Here is a 16211-nt window from a genome sequence, read left to right as displayed (position 1 = left end):
GGTCACAGCCCCATCCGTCGCTTGGACCCCGCCGGGCGGATGTCGGCGAGCGACTCCACGACCTGGTCGACCATCCCGTACTCCTTCGCCTGCTCCGCCGTGAACCACCGGTCGCGGTCGCCGTCGCGCGCGATCGTCGCCTGGTCCTGGCCGGTGTGCTCGGCGAGGAGGCGCTCCATGAGCGTCTTGCTGTACTCCAGGTTGTCCGCCTGGATCTCGATGTCGGCAGCGCTGCCGCCGATGCCCGCGGAGGGCTGGTGCATCATGATCCGCGCGTGCGGGAGCGCGAAGCGCTTGCCCTTCGCGCCGACCGTGAGCAGGAACTGCCCCATGCTCGCCGCGAAACCCATCGCGAGCGTGGCCACGTCGTTGGGGATCAGCCGCATCGTGTCGTAGATGGCGAGGCCGGCGTGGACGGCGCCGCCGGGGCTGTTGACGTAGAGCGCGATGTCGGTGCGCGGGTCCTCGGCGGAGAGGAGGAGGAGCTGCGCGCAGACGCGGTTCGCGGAGGCGTCGGTGACCTCGGTGCCGAGGAGGACGATGCGCTGCCCGAGGAGTTGGGCGGCCAGGTGGTCGTCGAACCGCGACGGGGGCGGTGCCTCTTCTTCCTCGGCGCGCGGCGCCAGGTCCGGGGCCCAGGCGGTGGACGCCCGGGCGGTGGTGCGGAGCGGTGGTGTCATGGTGCCTCCCTCGTGGATGCGTTGCTTCCACGGTCGGCGGGGAGGCGCCGCGGCGGGAGGGTTCTTTGCCGGGGGCAGATTCGCCCTGGGCAGAGGGGGTGCGGGAGCCCCCGCTACGCCGCCGCCGACCCCGCTTCCCTGCCGTGCAGCCCCACCGCCGCCGCCGTCACCACCGCGAGCGCCCCCAGCGCCGCCAGCCCCGGTACCTGCTCCACCGCCGGTCCCGCCGCCAGGCACACCGCCCCGCCCGCCGCCAGCACCGCCGACACCCGGCCCTCCGTACGCAGCCTGATCGCCGCCGCGCCCAGCAGGAACAGCCCCACGCCGCCGGCCAGCGCCCATGCGGCGACGCCGTGCAGCGGTTCGGAGAGGTCGTAGTGCTCGGTGTCGGCGATCTGGTGCAGCAGTTGCTTCACGCCCAGCGCCGAGAGCACGATGCCGCCGACGAGCGGGAGGTGGAGGAAGGTGTACACGTCGCGCGCCAGTGGCGTACGCGCGTCGCCCTCCGCCTCCGCCAGCCGTTCCTCCGCCGGCTCGCCGAGGCGGCGGAAGTACAGCCGCCACAGCGCCGCCGAGACCAGCAGCCCGACCGCGGACCCGGCCAGCACGCCGTACGTGGTCGTGTAGCCCCGTACCGCCATGCCGATGGCCACGATCGACTCGCCCAGCGCGATGATCACGATCAGCCGTGCCGCTCCGCGAAGTGCGCCGGCGAGGTGACGCGCCAGCCGGAACCGGAGCCGCCGCCGGCGTAGATGGCGGCGTAGTCGATGACGACGGCCCCGAGCCAGATCAGGATCTGTGCCCAGCCGGTGAAGAAACTGCCGACGACCAGCAGCACGAACGGCGGCGCGACGGAGGTCAGGGCGGTGGCGCGGATCGTGGTGCGCAGCCGGTCGTCGCCGGGGTGCGCCACCACCCAGAACGCGACGAGGTGCAGGACGCGCAGCGTGCCGTAACAGAGGACGAAGATCAACGGGGCGTTGATGTCGCCGTCACCGCCGGCGAAGACCTCCGGCAGGATCAGCGACACGACGAGCACCGCCGCCATCGCCGTCAGCAGCACGCCGAGGAGGGGGCCGGTGTCGGCGCGTACGACGTTGCCCAGCCAGGCGAAGCAGCACCAGCACCACCACAGCAGCGCGAGCACGACGCCGCCGCCGAGCAGCCGCATGGGCGTGGGGTCCTCCGCGAGCAGCGCGGTGACCTGCATGAAGGCGTAGACGAAGACGAGGTCGAAGAACAACTCGGCGGGCGTGACGCGGTGGTCGTCGCCCGTGGAGACGACCCGGCGGCGCGGGACGCGGACCTGGTGGGTGGGGCCGGGGATGCGGGCGGAAGCGTCCCCGGAGCGCTTCCCGGTACGGGGCGGGGTCCCGCGCCGACGGCTGTCCGGTCTGCCGGAATCGTCGTGTTGTGTCGTCATGCCGCCCCGCCCCCACCGTCAGCCGCGTGTCGTCGACGAACCCCGCCGGCGCGGTGCCGGGCAGCGGCCCGGCGCCCTGGTCGCGGCCGGTGCGGGGCCCGTTCCGGGGGGCCCGTACCGTCGCGGAATCGGCGCGGAATCGTCGCGGACCGCAGAATACCCGGCCCACCTGGCCGCCACCTGGCCGCTACCCTGCCGCCACCCGGCCGAGTTGTGGTGGCGGCGTGACGATTCTCATCCGCCGTCCCCCGGGCAACGGAGGACCGTAGAATCCTCTCGTGGCACGGCCCACCGGCGCGCGCACCGGGCGCATACGGGGTGCGTTCGGGGGGCGCGACGGCGCGAGGGCCGGCCGCGGAGCACAGCAAGAACGGTAGTCGAGGAGGAAGTTCGTCGTGAGCAGCAGGCCATCCCGAGGCGCTGCTCGCCTCGCCGCCATACTCGACGCGCTCCCCGACGCGCTGCTCCTCGTCGACACCAACGGCACCGTCGTCGCCGCCAACCGCGTCGCGCTGGAGACCTTCGAGCGGCCCGGCGCCGCGGTCGTCGGCCGCGGGCTGCTCGATCTGCTGCCGGACTTCGACCCGCAGCTCATCCCCGGTTCCATGCGCCGCCCCCGCGGCGACGCCACCGGGTCCGTCGCCCCCGACGCGGGCGCGCGCGACGAGGAGCGGACGAAGCCGCTGCGCATGGCCGCCCGCCGCACCGACGGCAGCGACTTCCCCGCCGAGGTCACCAGCGCGGACCTGGAGGACGGCCCGGGCGGCGAGTCCCCGTACGCGCCCGGGCACCACTACACGGGCGACGAGTTGCTCATGCTCGTCGTACGGGACCTCACGGGCACGGCCGAGGTCGAGGCGGAACTGCACCGGCAGCGCCGGCAGACCGAGATGATCCTGCGCGCCGCCGCCGAGGGCATCGTCGGTACGGACACCACCGGCAGGGTCGTCCTCGTCAACCCCTCCGCCGCGCAGATCCTCGGCTACCGCGCCAGCGAACTCGGCGGCGCCGACCTCCACCCCCTCATCCACCACTCGCGCGCCGACGGCACCCCCCTGCCGTACGAGGAGACCCCGATCGCCGACACCCTGCGCTCGGGACGCAAGCACCGCGTCCGCGGCCAGGTGCTGTGGGGACGCGACGGGCAGCCGGTGCCGGTGGACATGACGACGGCCCCGGTGCGCGACGGCGACCAACTCGTCGGCGCCGTCCTCGCCTTCACCGACCGGCGGCGGCGCGACGCGACGGAGGCGCGGCTCGCGCAGGTGCAGGCGGTGCTCGACGTCGCGCTGCGCGGCCCGCTCGACACGCTACGCGCGGAGCTGAACACGCTCGTCGACGACCCGGCCGGGCAGCTCTGGCCCGAGGCCAACCAGACGCTGCGCCACCTCTCCGCCGGCTACGGGCGGATGACCGCGCTCATCGACAGCGTGCTCGACTTCCAGCGGCTGGACTCCGGCAGGGAGCGGCTGGCGGTGGAGACGGTGAACGTCGAGGACGTGGTGCACGCCGCGACCGAGGGCGCGGACGAGCTGATCGGGCCCGGCCGGGCGCAGTTCGTGGTGCACGCGCCGCAGGTGGAGATCGAGGCGGACGGGCGCTGGCTGGCGCTGGCGCTGGCGCACCTGATCGCGGAGGTCGCCGGGGTCGACGCCACGGGGCGGCGGACGGCGGGGGCGTCGGACGCGCCGGTGGTGGTGGCGGCGGCGCTGCGCGGGGACGTGGTGCGGATAGAGGTGCAGGGGCCGCGCGGAGTGGGGGGCTCCGCCGGTCGTTCGGGGTCGGGTGGCGGGTCCGGTGCCGGGACCGGTGCGGGTGCGGTGCACGAGCCGCTGGCCCGGGGCGTGGCGCTGCTGCACGGCGGGATTCTGCAGACGCACGAGGTGCCGGGGCAGAGCGGCGGCGCGTATCTGCTGGAGGTGCCGGTGCAGGCCGCCGGGCCGGCGGCGCGGGCCGCGCGGGCGCGGGAGACCGCGGGGCGCGGGCGGGACACCGGGAACGAGACGACGGTGATGCCGGGCGCGGAGCCGCCGATGCGGGGGAGTGCGTCGAGGGGCGCGCGGGCTTCCGGGCGGTCGGCCGGGGCGGGGGAGTCGGGCGAGCCGGTCGGGGCCGGCGGGGCCGGTGCCGCTGACGGGTCTGCCGGGAGTGAGGGCGGTACGGCCGGTGGCGGGCGTACGGGCGGCGGGCGGCGCCGCCGCGCCGCACCCGCTTCGGCGGAGTCCGGCGCCGGAGCGGGGACGCCCCCGCGCGGCACGGGTACGGGCGGTACGGGCACGGGCCGGCGCCGGCGCGGAGCGACGCCTCCCGCGGGGGTGCCGGCGGGGGCCGACGGTCCCGCGGTTGCCGACGGTCCCGGCGGGGCCGGGATGTCCGCGGAGGGCGTTGCGGCGGCGGGGTTGCCGCCGGGTCAGGGTGCGGGCGGCGGTACGGGGCACGGTGGCCCGGGTGCGGCGGGCGGTCGCGGGGGCGGTGCCGCGGAGGCCGGCGGACCGGCGGCGGAGCCGGGGCCCACGCCCGGGCACGGTACGGCGCGGGGTGCGGCGGCGCACGAGGCGGTCGGCGGCGTCGCCGGGCAGGCGGCTCCCGGTGGCCCGGCGCCGGCGCACGGCGCGAGCGGGGGCGGCGGACAGCGGCGGGCGGCGCCGGACGAGGGGCAGGACGCGTACGGCGGCGGTGGCGGTGTGCCGGCGGGCGGTACGGGCGATGCGCAGGCCGAGGCCGGCACCGCGATGGGCGGTACCGGTGGCGCCGGGGAGGCCAGCGCCGTGGACACCGGAGCCGCGGCGCTCGGGCACGCCCTCCCCGGTACGCAGGGCCGCGGGCGGCGCCGGCGGCCCGTGGGCCAGGGGCCGGGCAGCCAGTCGCAGCAGGACCGCGGCGAGTCGGGTGAGCCGGCGACGGGCGGCCGGCGCCGGCCCGTGGGACGTGGCCCGGCGGGACCGGAAGGACCCGGGCCGGGCGGCCGGGGCGGGCACGCCGACCCGCACGGCTTCGAGGGACAGGGCGCGCCGGGCGGCCCCGGCGGCCCGGAGGGAAACGGCGGGCAGGGCGGCCCGGGTGGTCCCGGAGGACGCGGCGGTCCCGGCGGATTTGACGGTCCGGGCGGTCCCGGGGGTCCCGGAGGACCGGACGACCCGACGGGACCGGGCGGGCCGATCGGCCCCGGCGGCCCGGCCGGACCCGGAGGCCCCGGTGGACCCGGAGGACGCGGCGGGCCCGGTGGGCAGGCGGGACCCGGCCGAGGCGGCGCGCCCGGCGGGCCCCTCGGACCGGCGGCGCCCGGCGGCCCCGGGCGGGTCGGCCCGCACGGCCCGGCCGGTCCCGTGCCCCCCGGCGGCCCGGTCGCACACACCGGCACCGGCGCCCGGGCGGAGCAGGTGGACCACCCCTCACGTACGGGCCATGCCCCCGGCCACGCCGAACCCCCGGCACCCGCCGAGTACGACGACGACGCGGCCCCTGGCGGGCCCCCTTCGCGGGGCGGCAGGACCGGGCCCGCGTACCCGGCGGGCCCGGGCGAGTACGACGACGCCGGCCGCGGCCCGTCCCGTACGCGGGACGACCGCGACGGGTACGAAGACCCCGAGGGACCGGCGGGCGAGTACGGCGACGGCGCCGTGCCCGGCCCCGCCCGCCGCGCGCGGGGCAACCCGGGCGGGTACGCCGGACGCGGCGACCCCGGCGACCCGGCCACAGGCGAGTACGACCACGCCCCGGCGACACCCGGCCACGGCCGAGGCCGTACCCGCGGCAACCCCGACGCGTACGACGACGCCGCGGACCCGGCCCGCGGACGGGCCCGTGCGCAGGGCGACTCAGGGCGGGCCGGTGCTCCCGCGGCCGGCGCGTACGACGACCCGGCGACCGCAGGACGACTGGAGCCCGCCGACCCCGCCGGGCACCGGCCGGGTGCGGGGCAGCCCGCCGCTCTGCCCGCCTCGCAGCACTCCGCCGCGCCGCAGTTGCCCCAGGGCACCACCGACCCGGCCGTACGGAACGTACCCGGCACCCCCGTGCCTCCCGCCGGCACCGGGCCGGCGCAGCCGCAGCACCCCACCGGCCGTCGCCGCCGCCCCGCCGCGCCCGCCGAGACCCCGCAGGGCGCCCCCGCCCTGCCCCCCGGCGACCGGCACCGCCCGGGACCCGCCGCCCAGGACCCGGACACCGGCCCGTACCCCCACTCCCAGAACCCCGGCGGCGAGCCCTCCTACGCCGCCCCCGGCCCGCGCCGCGGCACCGGCCGCCCCGTACAGGACCCCGACACCGGCCCCTACCCCCACGAGGGCGGCCGCGGCCCCGGCGCCGCCGACGACACGGGCGAAGTGCGCACCGTACGCACCTCGCAGACCCCGCACCCCGGCCACGGCACCCCGGACACCGGGCACCCCCGCCGCGGTGACGCCGCTCCCGCCGTCCCCGCCCAGCACGACCCCCGCACGCAGGGCGACGGCCGCACGCAGGGCGACCCCCGCACGCAGAACGACCCCCGCACGCAGGGCGATCCCCGTACCCACGGTGGCGTCCCCCAGCAGCCCGGTCCGCAGGCCCCCGCCGCCCAGACGCCCGCCGCCCAGACCACCGGCGCCGACCCCCGCGTCTCCGGCCACACCCCCGTGCCCGTAGACCCGCGGCACGAGATGCAGACCCCCGCCCGCGGCGTCGACCCGCGCCGCGCCGCCCCCCGCGCGCAGCAGCCCGCCGGGAACTCCCCCGACACCCCCGCCGCCGCATCCGGCTCCGCCCCCGCGGCCCACGGCGGCGCCACCCGCTTCGCCCGCTCCGCCGCCACCCCCGCGATGCCGGCGCTGCCGGCGCAGCAGTCGGGCCCCATCAGCGTGCGCACCCTCGGCCAGGGCGTCGCCTACGTCGACCGGCCCTCCGGTCAGCCCGCGCAGGGCGGACCCGGCGGCGGCCAGGGAAACCGGGACGCCGACGGCAGCGGCGACGGTGGCGACGGCGGGCGGGACATCCCGGACGGCCCGAGCGCCGAAGGCGGCCGGGAGAGCCGGGGCGGTGCCCACCCCGCCCACGACCCGTACGACATCGGCGACGAGCCCACGGGCAGTCGCCGGCGCCTCGGCGCCGGCACACCCCAGGAGGGCACGCCCCCGCACGCCGCGCAGCAACACGCCCCGCAGCAACCCCACCGCCCGCCCCGCCCCGGCACCTCCGCCCGGCGGGACGCCATCGGGCGCGCCTTCGCCATAGGGGCACCCGACGCCTCCGCCGCCGAGGGTCCCGAACCCCTCGACGGCCGCCACGGCGTGGTCGAGGTCGCCGCGCAGGACCCCGAGACGACCCCGCTGCGGCTCGACGACGAGATGCCGCCCGAGCCGCTGGACAACCCGCGCCGGCTGCTCGTCTGGCCCGAGCCCGACGCCGCCACGCAGCAGGCGCTGACCGCGCGCAACTACCGGCCCGTCGTCGTCCACTCCCGCGAGGAGCTGGACGCGCAGATCTCCGTCTCCCCCGCCGGCCTCTTCGTGGACCCGCTGACCGGCCCGATCACCCGTACCGCGCTGCAGTCGCTGCGCACGGCGGCGGTGGCGGCGTCCGTCCCGGTGCTGGTCACGGCCGGCCTCGGGCAGGCGACCCGGGAGGCGGCGTACGGGGCCGACCCGGCGGTGCTGCTGAAGGCGCTGGCGCCGCGCGACAGCGAGCAGCACCCGCCGCGGGTGCTCCTCTTCGAGGAGAACCCCGACATCGCGGACGCGCTGGCGGCGACGCTGGAGCGGCGCGGCATGCAGGTCATGCACGCCACGTCGGACGAGGCGGCCGTGGACCTGGCGACGCGCTTCCGGCCGAACCTCGTGGTGATGGACCTGATGCGGATCCGCCGCCGGCGTACGGGCATCGTGGACTGGCTGAACGCGAACGGGATGCTCAACCGGATGCCGATGGTCGTCTACACGGCCGTGGACATCAACCGCGCCGAACTGCCGCGGCTGCGCTCGGGGGAGACGGTGCTGTTCCTGGCGGAGCGGTCGACGAGCGCGGAGGTGCAGAACCGGATCGTCGACCTCCTCGCCAAGATCGGCACCACGTAACCGGCGCCCCCGACGCGGCCGCGCACGAGGGCGGGAACGCCGGACCGCGCCGGACCGCCCACCGGCCCCTCACAACCGCGTGACCGTCAGCTCCCCGTCCGCGTACCGCCGGCGCAGCACCTTCTTGTCGAACTTCCCCACGCTCGTCTTCGGCACCTCCCCGATCCGCGCCCACCGCTCCGGCAACTGCCACTTCGCGATCCGCTCCCCCAGATACGCCCGCAGCTCCTGGTACGTCACCTCCGCGCCCTCGCGCACCACCACCGCCGCCAGCGGCCGTTCCTCCCACTTCTCGTCCGGTACGGCGATGACCGCGGCCTCCGCGACGTCGGGGTGGGCCATCAGGTGGTTCTCCAGCTCCATCGACGAGATCCACTCGCCGCCCGACTTGATGACGTCCTTCGACCGGTCCGTCAGCGTCAGATAGCCGTCGGCCGTGATCGTGCCGACGTCGCCGGTGCGCAGCCAGCCGTCCTCGCTGAACTTGTCCTCCGGCCGGAACGGCTCCCCGTCCGCGCCGCCGTAGTACGCGCCCGTGATCCACGGCCCGCGTACCTCCAGCTCCCCCGCCGACTCCCCGTCGTGCGGCAGCAGGTTCCCGTCCGGGCCGCGCAGCCGCGCCTCCACGCTGGCGGGGAAGCGCCCCTGGGTCAGCCGGTACGGGTACTCCGCCGCCGGATCCAGCCCCGGCGGCGGGTGCGCGATGCTGCCCAGCGGCGAGGTCTCCGTCATGCCCCACGCCTGCACGACGCGGATCCCGTGCCGCTCCTCGAAGCCCTTCATGAGCTGGGCCGGGCAGGCGGAGCCGCCGATGATGGCGGTGCGCATGGAGGAGACGTCGCGGGGCCTGGCGTCGAGTTCGTTGAGCAGCGCCTGCCAGATGGTGGGGACGGCACCGCTGATCGTGGGCCGGCAGGTCTCCATCATCTCGGCGATGGGGCCCGGCTGGAGGAAGCGGTCGGGCATCAGCAGGGACGTGCCGGCCATGAACGCGGCGTGCGGCAGCCCCCAGGCGTTGACGTGGAACATCGGCACGATCGGCAGCGCGAGGTCGCTCGGCGAGATGCCGAACCCCTCGCCGGCGAGGACGCCGAGGGAGTGCAGATAGATGGAACGGTGGCTGTAGAGGGTGCCCTTGGGGTCGCCGGTGGTGCCGGAGGTGTAGCACAGGGCGGCGGCCTCGCGTTCGTCGAGGACGGCCCAGTCGTACGACGCGGGGCGGCCGGCGAGGAGTTCCTCGTAGTCGTGGACGGTGACGTGGGTGCCGTCGAGGAGCGCGCGGTCGCCGGGGCCGGCGACGACGACGTGCTCGACGCCGGGCAGGTGCGGCAGCAGCGGGGCGAGGAGGGGGAGGAGGGTGCCGTTGGTGAGGACGACGCGGTTGCGGGCGTGGTTGACGATCCAGACGAGCTGGCGCGGGTCGAGGCGGAGGTTGAGGGTGTGCAGCACGGAGCCCATGGCGGGCAGCGCGAGGTACGCCTCCAGGTGCTCGGCGTTGTTCCACATGAGGGTGCCGACCGGCTCCTGCTGCCGTACGCCCAGCTCGTCGCGGAGCGCGTGGGCGAGCTGCGCGGCGCGGGCGCCGACTTCGGCGTAGGTCCGCCTGCGCGGCGGCTCGCCGGATCCGGTCCAGGTGAGGACCTCGGCGGAGCCGTGGATGGTGGAGCCGTGGGTGACGATCCGCGAGATGGTCAGCGGTACGTCCTGCATCGTGCTCAGCACGGAGGGCCTCCCTGGGGTAAGACACGCAGAGACACGCAGCGGTTACGCGCCAGTAGACGGTGGCGCTGATTCTGCTGGTGGCCGCGCACCTTGTCACTACCTCGGGAAGGGCTGTCTGCCCGCCCCCGCACCTACGCGCGGGTGCTCCCGCACCTACGCGCAGAGGGCTAGGCCGCCTGCGCCATCTCCCCCAGCCCCGTGTCCTCCCGGAGCTTCGCCAGCGCCCGCGAGACCGCGCTCTTCACCGTCCCGACCGACACCCCCAGCACGGCCGCGGTCTGCGCCTCGCTCAGGTCCTCGTAGTACCGCAGCACCACCATCGCCCGCTGCCGCTCCGGCAGCCGCAGCACCGCGCGCCACATCGCGTCGCGCATCGCCTGGTGCTCCGCCGGGTCGGGTCCCGGCACCGGGGTGGGCTCGGGGAGGTCGTCGCCCGCGGCGTACTCGTCGACGCGGCGCTTGCGCCACTGCGAGGTGCGGGTGTTGAGCAGCGCGCGGCGCACATAGCCGTCGAGGGCGCGCGGGTCCTCGATCCGGTCCCAGGCCAGATAGGTCTGCGCCAGCGCCGTCTGCAGCAGGTCCTCGGCGTCCCAGGGGCTGGTGGTCAGGGAGCGCGCGGTGCGCAGCAGCACCGGCCCCCGCAGGTTCACGTACGCCGCGAAGGTCGGAAGGGGCGGTCGTGCGGTGTCCGGCGCGGGGGCGTCGGTGGTGCTGGCTGTGGACATGGCTCCACGCTAGGAGCGGTACCCGGGTCGGCGGATCGCCCGGAGGTCGCGATGCGGGCTCCACCCGAGGGAGTAGGTACCGAGCCGGCCGGACCTCCCGTAGGTGGAGGTCCGGCCGGCCGACCCTTCGGGGTACTACGTCCGGGGTCCCACGACCGGCGGCGGTCACACGCGACCGCGCGGCCGCACCGTGACGGTGCGGCCGCGCGGCCATCCCCTGAGCACCCCGGACTGCGTGCGCCTTACCAGATGTTGGTGAAGACGAGCACCGTGTCCGACTGGTCGACGACGTTGCCGAAGCCCTGGACGTTGGCGGTGTTGGACTCGTTGTAGCCGCCGTCGCCGTTGTTGACCTGCTGGGTCTGGGCGTTGTTGCCGAAGTTGTCGTCACCGACGCCGCCGACCTGGCCGACGACCGCGGAGTGGGAGTCGTCGTTGGCGAACGCCCCGTTGTCTGCGTGCGCGACCCCTCCGAAGAGCGCGACAGCGAGCGGCAGAGAAGCTGCCGCGGCCAGGATGCGGGCCGTGCGAGTGCGTGCCATCTGTTCCTCCTGTGTAACGGAAGACGGTTCCGTTGTCGGGAGCCGACCGGGGGTCCCGGCCGCCTCTCCGGCGGTGTGCGACGTCGCGAGAGCATCGTGTCCCACGCCCTCCGAGAGATTCGCGAGCCGGTGTCCATTTCCTCCGCAGGCGTGATCGGCGGCGGGTAAACCCGCACAGCGGGACACTTTCGCGTATCGAACACTTGTACGAGACTGGAGGCATGGACAGCTCCGTACACAGCCACGCCCTCACCGCCGCGCTGGCCGCCGCCCGCCGCGGCCTGCCCGTCTTCCCGCTGTCCCGCGCGAAGCAGCCCGCGGTCCGCTCCCCGCACCACGCGGACTGGCCACGGGTGCCCTGCCGCGGGGAGTGCGGGCGCATCGGCCACGGCGTGTACGACGCGACGACCGACACCGACGCGGTACACACCCTCTTCGCCGCCGCCCCCTGGGCGACGGGGTACGGCATCGCCTGCGGCCGGCCCCCGCATCACCTGATCGGGCTGGACCTGGACGTGAAATCGGGGACTGACGCGCTCGGGGTGTTCGAGTCGCTGCTCGCCACGCACGGGATCGTGCTGCCGCCGACGGTGCTGATACTCACGCCCGGCGGCGGCCGCCACATCTGGCTCACCGGCCATCCGGACCACACGGTCCCCAACTCGGTGGGCCGCCTGGCACCCGGCGTCGACGTCCGCGGCACCGGCGGCTACCTGGCGGGCCCCGGCTCCCGCACCCTGCACGGCACGTACCGCCTGGCCCCCCGCTCGACCCGCGCCCCGGCCCCCGCGCCGAGGGCGCTCCTCCGCCTCCTCACCCCGCCCCCGCAGGACCCGCCACCGCCGCCCCCGGCCGACCACCCCCGCCCGGGCGAGCGCGGAGCGGACGCCCTGATCCGCTTCGTCGCCGCCTCCCACCCCGGCGAACGCAACGCCCGCCTGTTCTGGGCGGCCTGCCGCGCGTACGAGACGGGCCACGGCCGGGACGTGGCGGAGGCCCTCGTCCGCGCGGCGGTGGCGACGGGGCTGCCGGAACGGGAGGCGGCGGCGACGGTGGCGTCGGCGGCGAGACACACACCGCGCTGACGGCGGAAACCCGCGGCCCAGCCCCCGCCCACGGCCCCCGCCCCACCCGCGCCCCCACCGCCGCGGAAAAAATCTGCGGAGACCGGCCCGCCACCGATGAGTCGCGCGCCCCCGCTCCGTCTACCCCTGAGACAGCGCGCTCCAGGAGCCGACGACCACACCCCGGAGAGGGGCCACCACGATGCCGCACAAGATCTTCGTCAACCTGCCCGTGAAGGACCTGGACCGCTCGATGTCCTTCTTCACCGCCCTCGGCTACCGCTTCGACGAGAACTTCACCGACGAGAACGCCACCTGCCTCGTCATCACGGACGACATCTACGCGATGCTCCTCACCGAACCCTTCTTCAAGGGCTTCACCAAGAACGAGATCGCGGACACCACCACCGCGACGGAGGCGATCCTCGCCCTGAGCGTCGACACCCGCGCGGAGGTGGACGAGATCGTCGACAAGGCGCTGGCGGCCGGCGGCGGCGTCGCGAACGAGCCCAACGACCAGGGCTTCATGTACGGTCGCAGCTTCCTCGACCCGGACGGCCACCAGTGGGAGATCTTCTGGATGGACCCCGCCGCCGCCACCCCCGCCTGACCCCCGCCGACCACGCCGAAGCCCACCCCGCAGCCCGCCCCCATCCCCCACGCGACGCCGCCACGCGACCCGCTAGCCTTGGTCCCTGCCGCCGCCGGGCGGCGGCAGGGAGAGTTGCCCGAGTGGCCTAAGGGACCGGTCTTGAAAACCGGCGTGGCGTACCCCGTCACCGTGGGTTCGAATCCCACACTCTCCGCCGAGAAGCACCATCCCCGCAGGTCGAAAGCGGCGCCGTCATGCCCCGACGACGCCGCTTCCGCATGCGGCCTGTCTCACCCTGATACGCGGCCTTCCCACCGCTGACCCGTGCGAGCGGCCGTTCCTCTCGGCTTCCTCGCTGTCCGGCACCTCGGAGTCGTGGCAACTTCGTGCTCCGTCACGGGACTGGCCGAATCCCACCCTCCGAGGCAGGGTCGGGACCACGGGGGAATGGCATGGGCGCGTCATGCTTTGTGGCGTGTGACAGTTGCCCTTTCTCGCCGAGCCTCATTTCCAGCCGGCAGTCTGCGCGCCGCCCTCGGGCCGGGCCACGTGCACCCATTCCCTCCACCAAGCGAATTCCTCAAGAAAGGGACGCACCTGATGGAGACGTTCGGAAATTCTCCGGTCTCAGCCTTATCCCCGCGGCGCAGATCGGTACTGCTCGGCGGAGTCGGCGGTGCCGCGACGGCGGCGCTGGGCGCCCTGGGGCACGGCGGGACGGCCACGGCCGGCCAGTCCAGACGCTCGGCGGCGGAGGCGGTCGCCGACTTCGACCTGGACACCGGCAACTTCATCCGGGACGTGATCTCCCGGTTCCAGCCGGCTCACCCGCTGTACGCGGACATCGTCGGCCCCATGGATGTGACCATCTCGCAGCGGTACATCCATCTCTCGATGATCTCGTGGTTCGACGCGGTGGCGCCCTACCACCCGACCGCGCTCGGCGTGTACTCGCGGCTCGGCCGCCGCCCCTCCAGCGAGTCCGCCACCAACAGGAACAAGAACATCGCCGCCCTGCACGCCAATTACCACGTGACCAAGGACGTGGAGCTGGCGTGGGAGCCGCTCTTCCGGGAACTGATGACCGCGGTGGGCCTGGACCCCGACGACACGTCGGAGGACAGGACCAGTCCGGTCGGCATCGGCAACCTGGCCGGCAAGGCCGTCATCGCGGCCACCGAGCGGGACGGCATGAACCAGCTCGGCGACGAGGGCCGCAAGTACCACGGTCAGCCCTACGCGGACTACACCGGCTACCGGCCCGTGAACACCGCGTACGACCTGACCAACCCCTCGCGCTGGCAGCCGGTGCTGGGACCTCATCAACGCCGCCTCGCCATCCCGGGGCGGGGTGACAAGGGCATCTTCACCGTCCAGCAGTTCGTCACCCCGCAGATGCGGCTGACCAGGGCCCACACGTTCGACGACCCCGGCCGGTTCCGGCTCGCCCCGCCCGACCACGTCGATCACACCCGGCCCAGGGCGTACCGGCGCTCGGTGGACGAGATCCTGGAGGCGTCGGCCACGCTCACCGACGAGCGGAAGGTGAGGGCCGAGTTCTTCGACAACAAGCTGCTGGGCGTCGGCCTGGCGGGGCAGGTCGCGGCCGACACCCGCGGTCTGGACCTGGACGGCTGGATCCATCTCATGACCGCGATCTCGGTGGCGATATACGACGCACTGATCGCCGCCTGGCACTACAAGGCGAAGTACGACACGGCGCGACCGTTCAGCGCGGTCTCGCACGTGTACGGCGACAGCCCGGTGACCGCCTGGGGCGGTCCCGGAAGGGGGACGGTCGACGACATGCCCGCCAGCGAGTGGGCCGGCTACCTGAAAGTGGGCGACCACCCCGAGTACCCGTCGGGCTCCACGACGATCTGTTCCGCCCAGGCACAGGCGGCGCGGCGCTTCTTCGACGACGACGTCCTGGACTGGCGGCAGCCCTTCTCCGCCGGCTCGTCGGTGGTGGAGCCGGAGATCACGCCCGCCAAGGGCCTCGAACTCCACTGGCCCACCTGGACCGACTACAACCGGGACTGCGGCATCAGCCGGCTGTGGGGCGGCGTGCATTTCAAGAAGACGGCCGAGAGGTCCATCCTCTTCGGCGAGCAGTTCGGCGACCTGGCCCACGCGTACGTGCAACGGCACATCAACGGCGACGTCGAGGACTGACTGCCGACGTCGTAGAGCGATCTCCGTGAGTTCCTCCGGTGTGACCGAGAACGCCGCCACCGGTCGACGACGGGCCCGCTCGCGAAGCACCTGACGCGGCACAGTCCGACGCGCTCTGGCACGCACGCCCCCGACCGCCCCTCCGATGACCGCGGTCTCGTGCCGGAGCGAGCCCTTTCCGGACGCGGCTGCCCCGCGGGCCGCCGCTGACCGCCCCCCATGATCTGCCGTTGCCGCGCTGTCACCCTTCGGGGCCTCCCTTCGTGCCGGAGGCTGTCTCCTCCGCCCACCGCCGGCTCCAGGCGTTCAGCGGGCTCAGCGCCTCGACGAGAGCCTCGCCGAGCCGGGTGAGGTGATACGCGTCGTCATGCAGAACGAGGAGGCGGGCGCCGGTGAGTTCGCTGAGCCGGGTGCTGAGCACGCTGGAGGACATGCGCTCACAGCGGCGCTGCAGTTCACGGAAGCCTGCCGGGGCCTGACTCAGCTCCCACAGGATGCGCAGCGTCCAGCGCCGCCCGAGCAGGTCGAGTGCGGCCATGACGGGACGACCCGACTCGGATCCCCGTACCGGTACGCCCGGCCGAGGCGTTCTCGCTTCCATGCCGGCTCCTTGCGCTTCGACTTTCGAAGCATCATACTGATGCGAAAATCGAAGCAGGAGGGACCATGCCGCGCATCGAGCCGCTCACCCCGCCGTACCCCGCACCCGTCGACCAGGCGCTCCGCCGATGGATGCCTCCCGGCGTGCCGCACGAGCCGCTCGCGCTGTTCCGGGTACTGCACCGCCACCCGGAGCTGGCCTCACGGATGTTCGTGCTGGGAGCCGGGCTGCTGGGGCACGGGCTTCTCCCCGCCGTCGACCGCGAGATCGTCATCGCCCGCGTGACCGCACGCGCCGGCTGCGCCTACGAATGGGGCGCACACGCCGCGACCCTCGCCCCACAGGCCGGACTCAGCCCGGAACAGCTCCGGGCCACCGCCGACATCGACACGGCGGCCAACACCTCGTGGCCGCCACGCCACGCGGCACTGCTCGACGCGGTCGACGCACTGCACGACACGGCGCACCTCCCGCAGCCTGCCTGGGACGCCCTGCGCGTCCACTACGACGACGCCCAACTCCTGGAGTTCCTGGTGCTGGCCGGCTGGTACCGCACCATCAGCTACCTGGCCAACGGACTCCTCCTGGACGAGGAACCCTGGGCCGTCCCGTTCCCGGCACGCTGACCACCGGC

The 16211-nt window shown here is 74.9% G+C and carries 10 protein-coding genes, 1 tRNA gene and 1 pseudogene; 6 read left to right on the top strand and 6 right to left on the bottom strand.

Annotated elements, in window-relative coordinates; genetic code table 11:
* Positions 1-2 precede the first annotated feature (2 nt).
* Both O7599_RS20555 and O7599_RS20550 read right to left on the bottom strand, forming a co-directional pair.
* The gene (locus O7599_RS20555; RefSeq protein ID WP_281617068.1) at positions 3-680 is read right to left on the bottom strand and encodes an ATP-dependent Clp protease proteolytic subunit; all 678 of its coding nucleotides are present in this window, start codon (positions 678-680) and stop codon (positions 3-5) included.
* Between the two features lie 113 nt (positions 681-793).
* Positions 794-1893: pseudogene (locus O7599_RS20550) on the bottom strand (low temperature requirement protein A).
* A gap of 608 nt (positions 1894-2501) precedes the next feature.
* On the opposite strand from O7599_RS20550, the gene O7599_RS20545 reads away from it, so the two are divergent.
* Positions 2502-8156, top strand: coding sequence for a PAS domain-containing protein (locus tag O7599_RS20545; RefSeq protein ID WP_281617067.1), 5655 nt, complete (start codon positions 2502-2504; stop codon positions 8154-8156).
* A gap of 69 nt (positions 8157-8225) precedes the next feature.
* Here O7599_RS20545 and O7599_RS20540 read toward each other — a convergent pair whose 3' ends face one another.
* The 3 genes from O7599_RS20540 to O7599_RS20530 all read right to left on the bottom strand — a co-directional run bounded on the left by O7599_RS20540 (position 8226) and on the right by O7599_RS20530 (position 11145).
* Positions 8226-9878 (bottom strand): long-chain fatty acid--CoA ligase, encoded by a 1653-nt coding sequence (locus tag O7599_RS20540; RefSeq protein ID WP_281617066.1) that lies wholly within the window; start codon positions 9876-9878, stop codon positions 8226-8228.
* Positions 9879-10045: 167 nt separating this feature from the next.
* Positions 10046-10603 carry a SigE family RNA polymerase sigma factor gene (locus tag O7599_RS20535; protein ID WP_281617065.1) on the bottom strand — a complete coding sequence of 186 codons (558 nt, stop codon included), beginning with the start codon at positions 10601-10603 and terminating at the stop codon, positions 10046-10048.
* 242 nt (positions 10604-10845) lie between these two features.
* A complete protein-coding gene (locus O7599_RS20530) occupies positions 10846-11145 on the bottom strand; it encodes a hypothetical protein (RefSeq protein WP_281617064.1) in 300 nt (99 codons plus the stop codon).
* Positions 11146-11366: 221 nt separating this feature from the next.
* Here O7599_RS20530 and O7599_RS20525 point away from each other — a divergent pair, with 221 nt between their 5' ends.
* The 4 genes from O7599_RS20525 to O7599_RS20510 all read left to right on the top strand — a co-directional run bounded on the left by O7599_RS20525 (position 11367) and on the right by O7599_RS20510 (position 14976).
* The gene (locus O7599_RS20525; RefSeq protein WP_281617063.1) at positions 11367-12230 is read left to right on the top strand and encodes a bifunctional DNA primase/polymerase; all 864 of its coding nucleotides are present in this window, start codon (positions 11367-11369) and stop codon (positions 12228-12230) included.
* Positions 12231-12411: 181 nt separating this feature from the next.
* Complete coding sequence (locus O7599_RS20520; protein WP_281617062.1) at positions 12412-12819, top strand: VOC family protein; 408 nt, start codon at positions 12412-12414, stop codon at positions 12817-12819.
* A gap of 108 nt (positions 12820-12927) precedes the next feature.
* Positions 12928-13015, top strand: a tRNA-Ser gene (locus tag O7599_RS20515).
* 386 nt (positions 13016-13401) lie between these two features.
* Positions 13402-14976 (top strand): vanadium-dependent haloperoxidase, encoded by a 1575-nt coding sequence (locus tag O7599_RS20510; protein ID WP_281617061.1) that lies wholly within the window; start codon positions 13402-13404, stop codon positions 14974-14976.
* 241 nt (positions 14977-15217) lie between these two features.
* On the opposite strand, the gene O7599_RS20505 is transcribed toward O7599_RS20510, so the two are convergent.
* Positions 15218-15577: a helix-turn-helix domain-containing protein gene (locus O7599_RS20505; RefSeq protein ID WP_281617060.1), complete on the bottom strand. Its 360-nt coding sequence runs from the start codon at positions 15575-15577 to the stop codon at positions 15218-15220.
* A gap of 65 nt (positions 15578-15642) precedes the next feature.
* Here O7599_RS20505 and O7599_RS20500 point away from each other — a divergent pair, with 65 nt between their 5' ends.
* Positions 15643-16203, top strand: coding sequence for a carboxymuconolactone decarboxylase family protein (locus O7599_RS20500; protein ID WP_281617059.1), 561 nt, complete (start codon positions 15643-15645; stop codon positions 16201-16203).
* The last annotated feature ends 8 nt before the right edge of the window (positions 16204-16211 follow it).

Origin of the sequence: Streptomyces sp. WMMC500, assembly GCF_027497195.1 — a bacterium.
In the GTDB taxonomy this organism is placed as follows: Bacteria; Actinomycetota; Actinomycetes; order Streptomycetales; family Streptomycetaceae; genus Streptomyces.
Note: the sequence above shows the minus strand (reverse complement) of the source record. Positions and strands in the feature narration are given on the sequence as shown.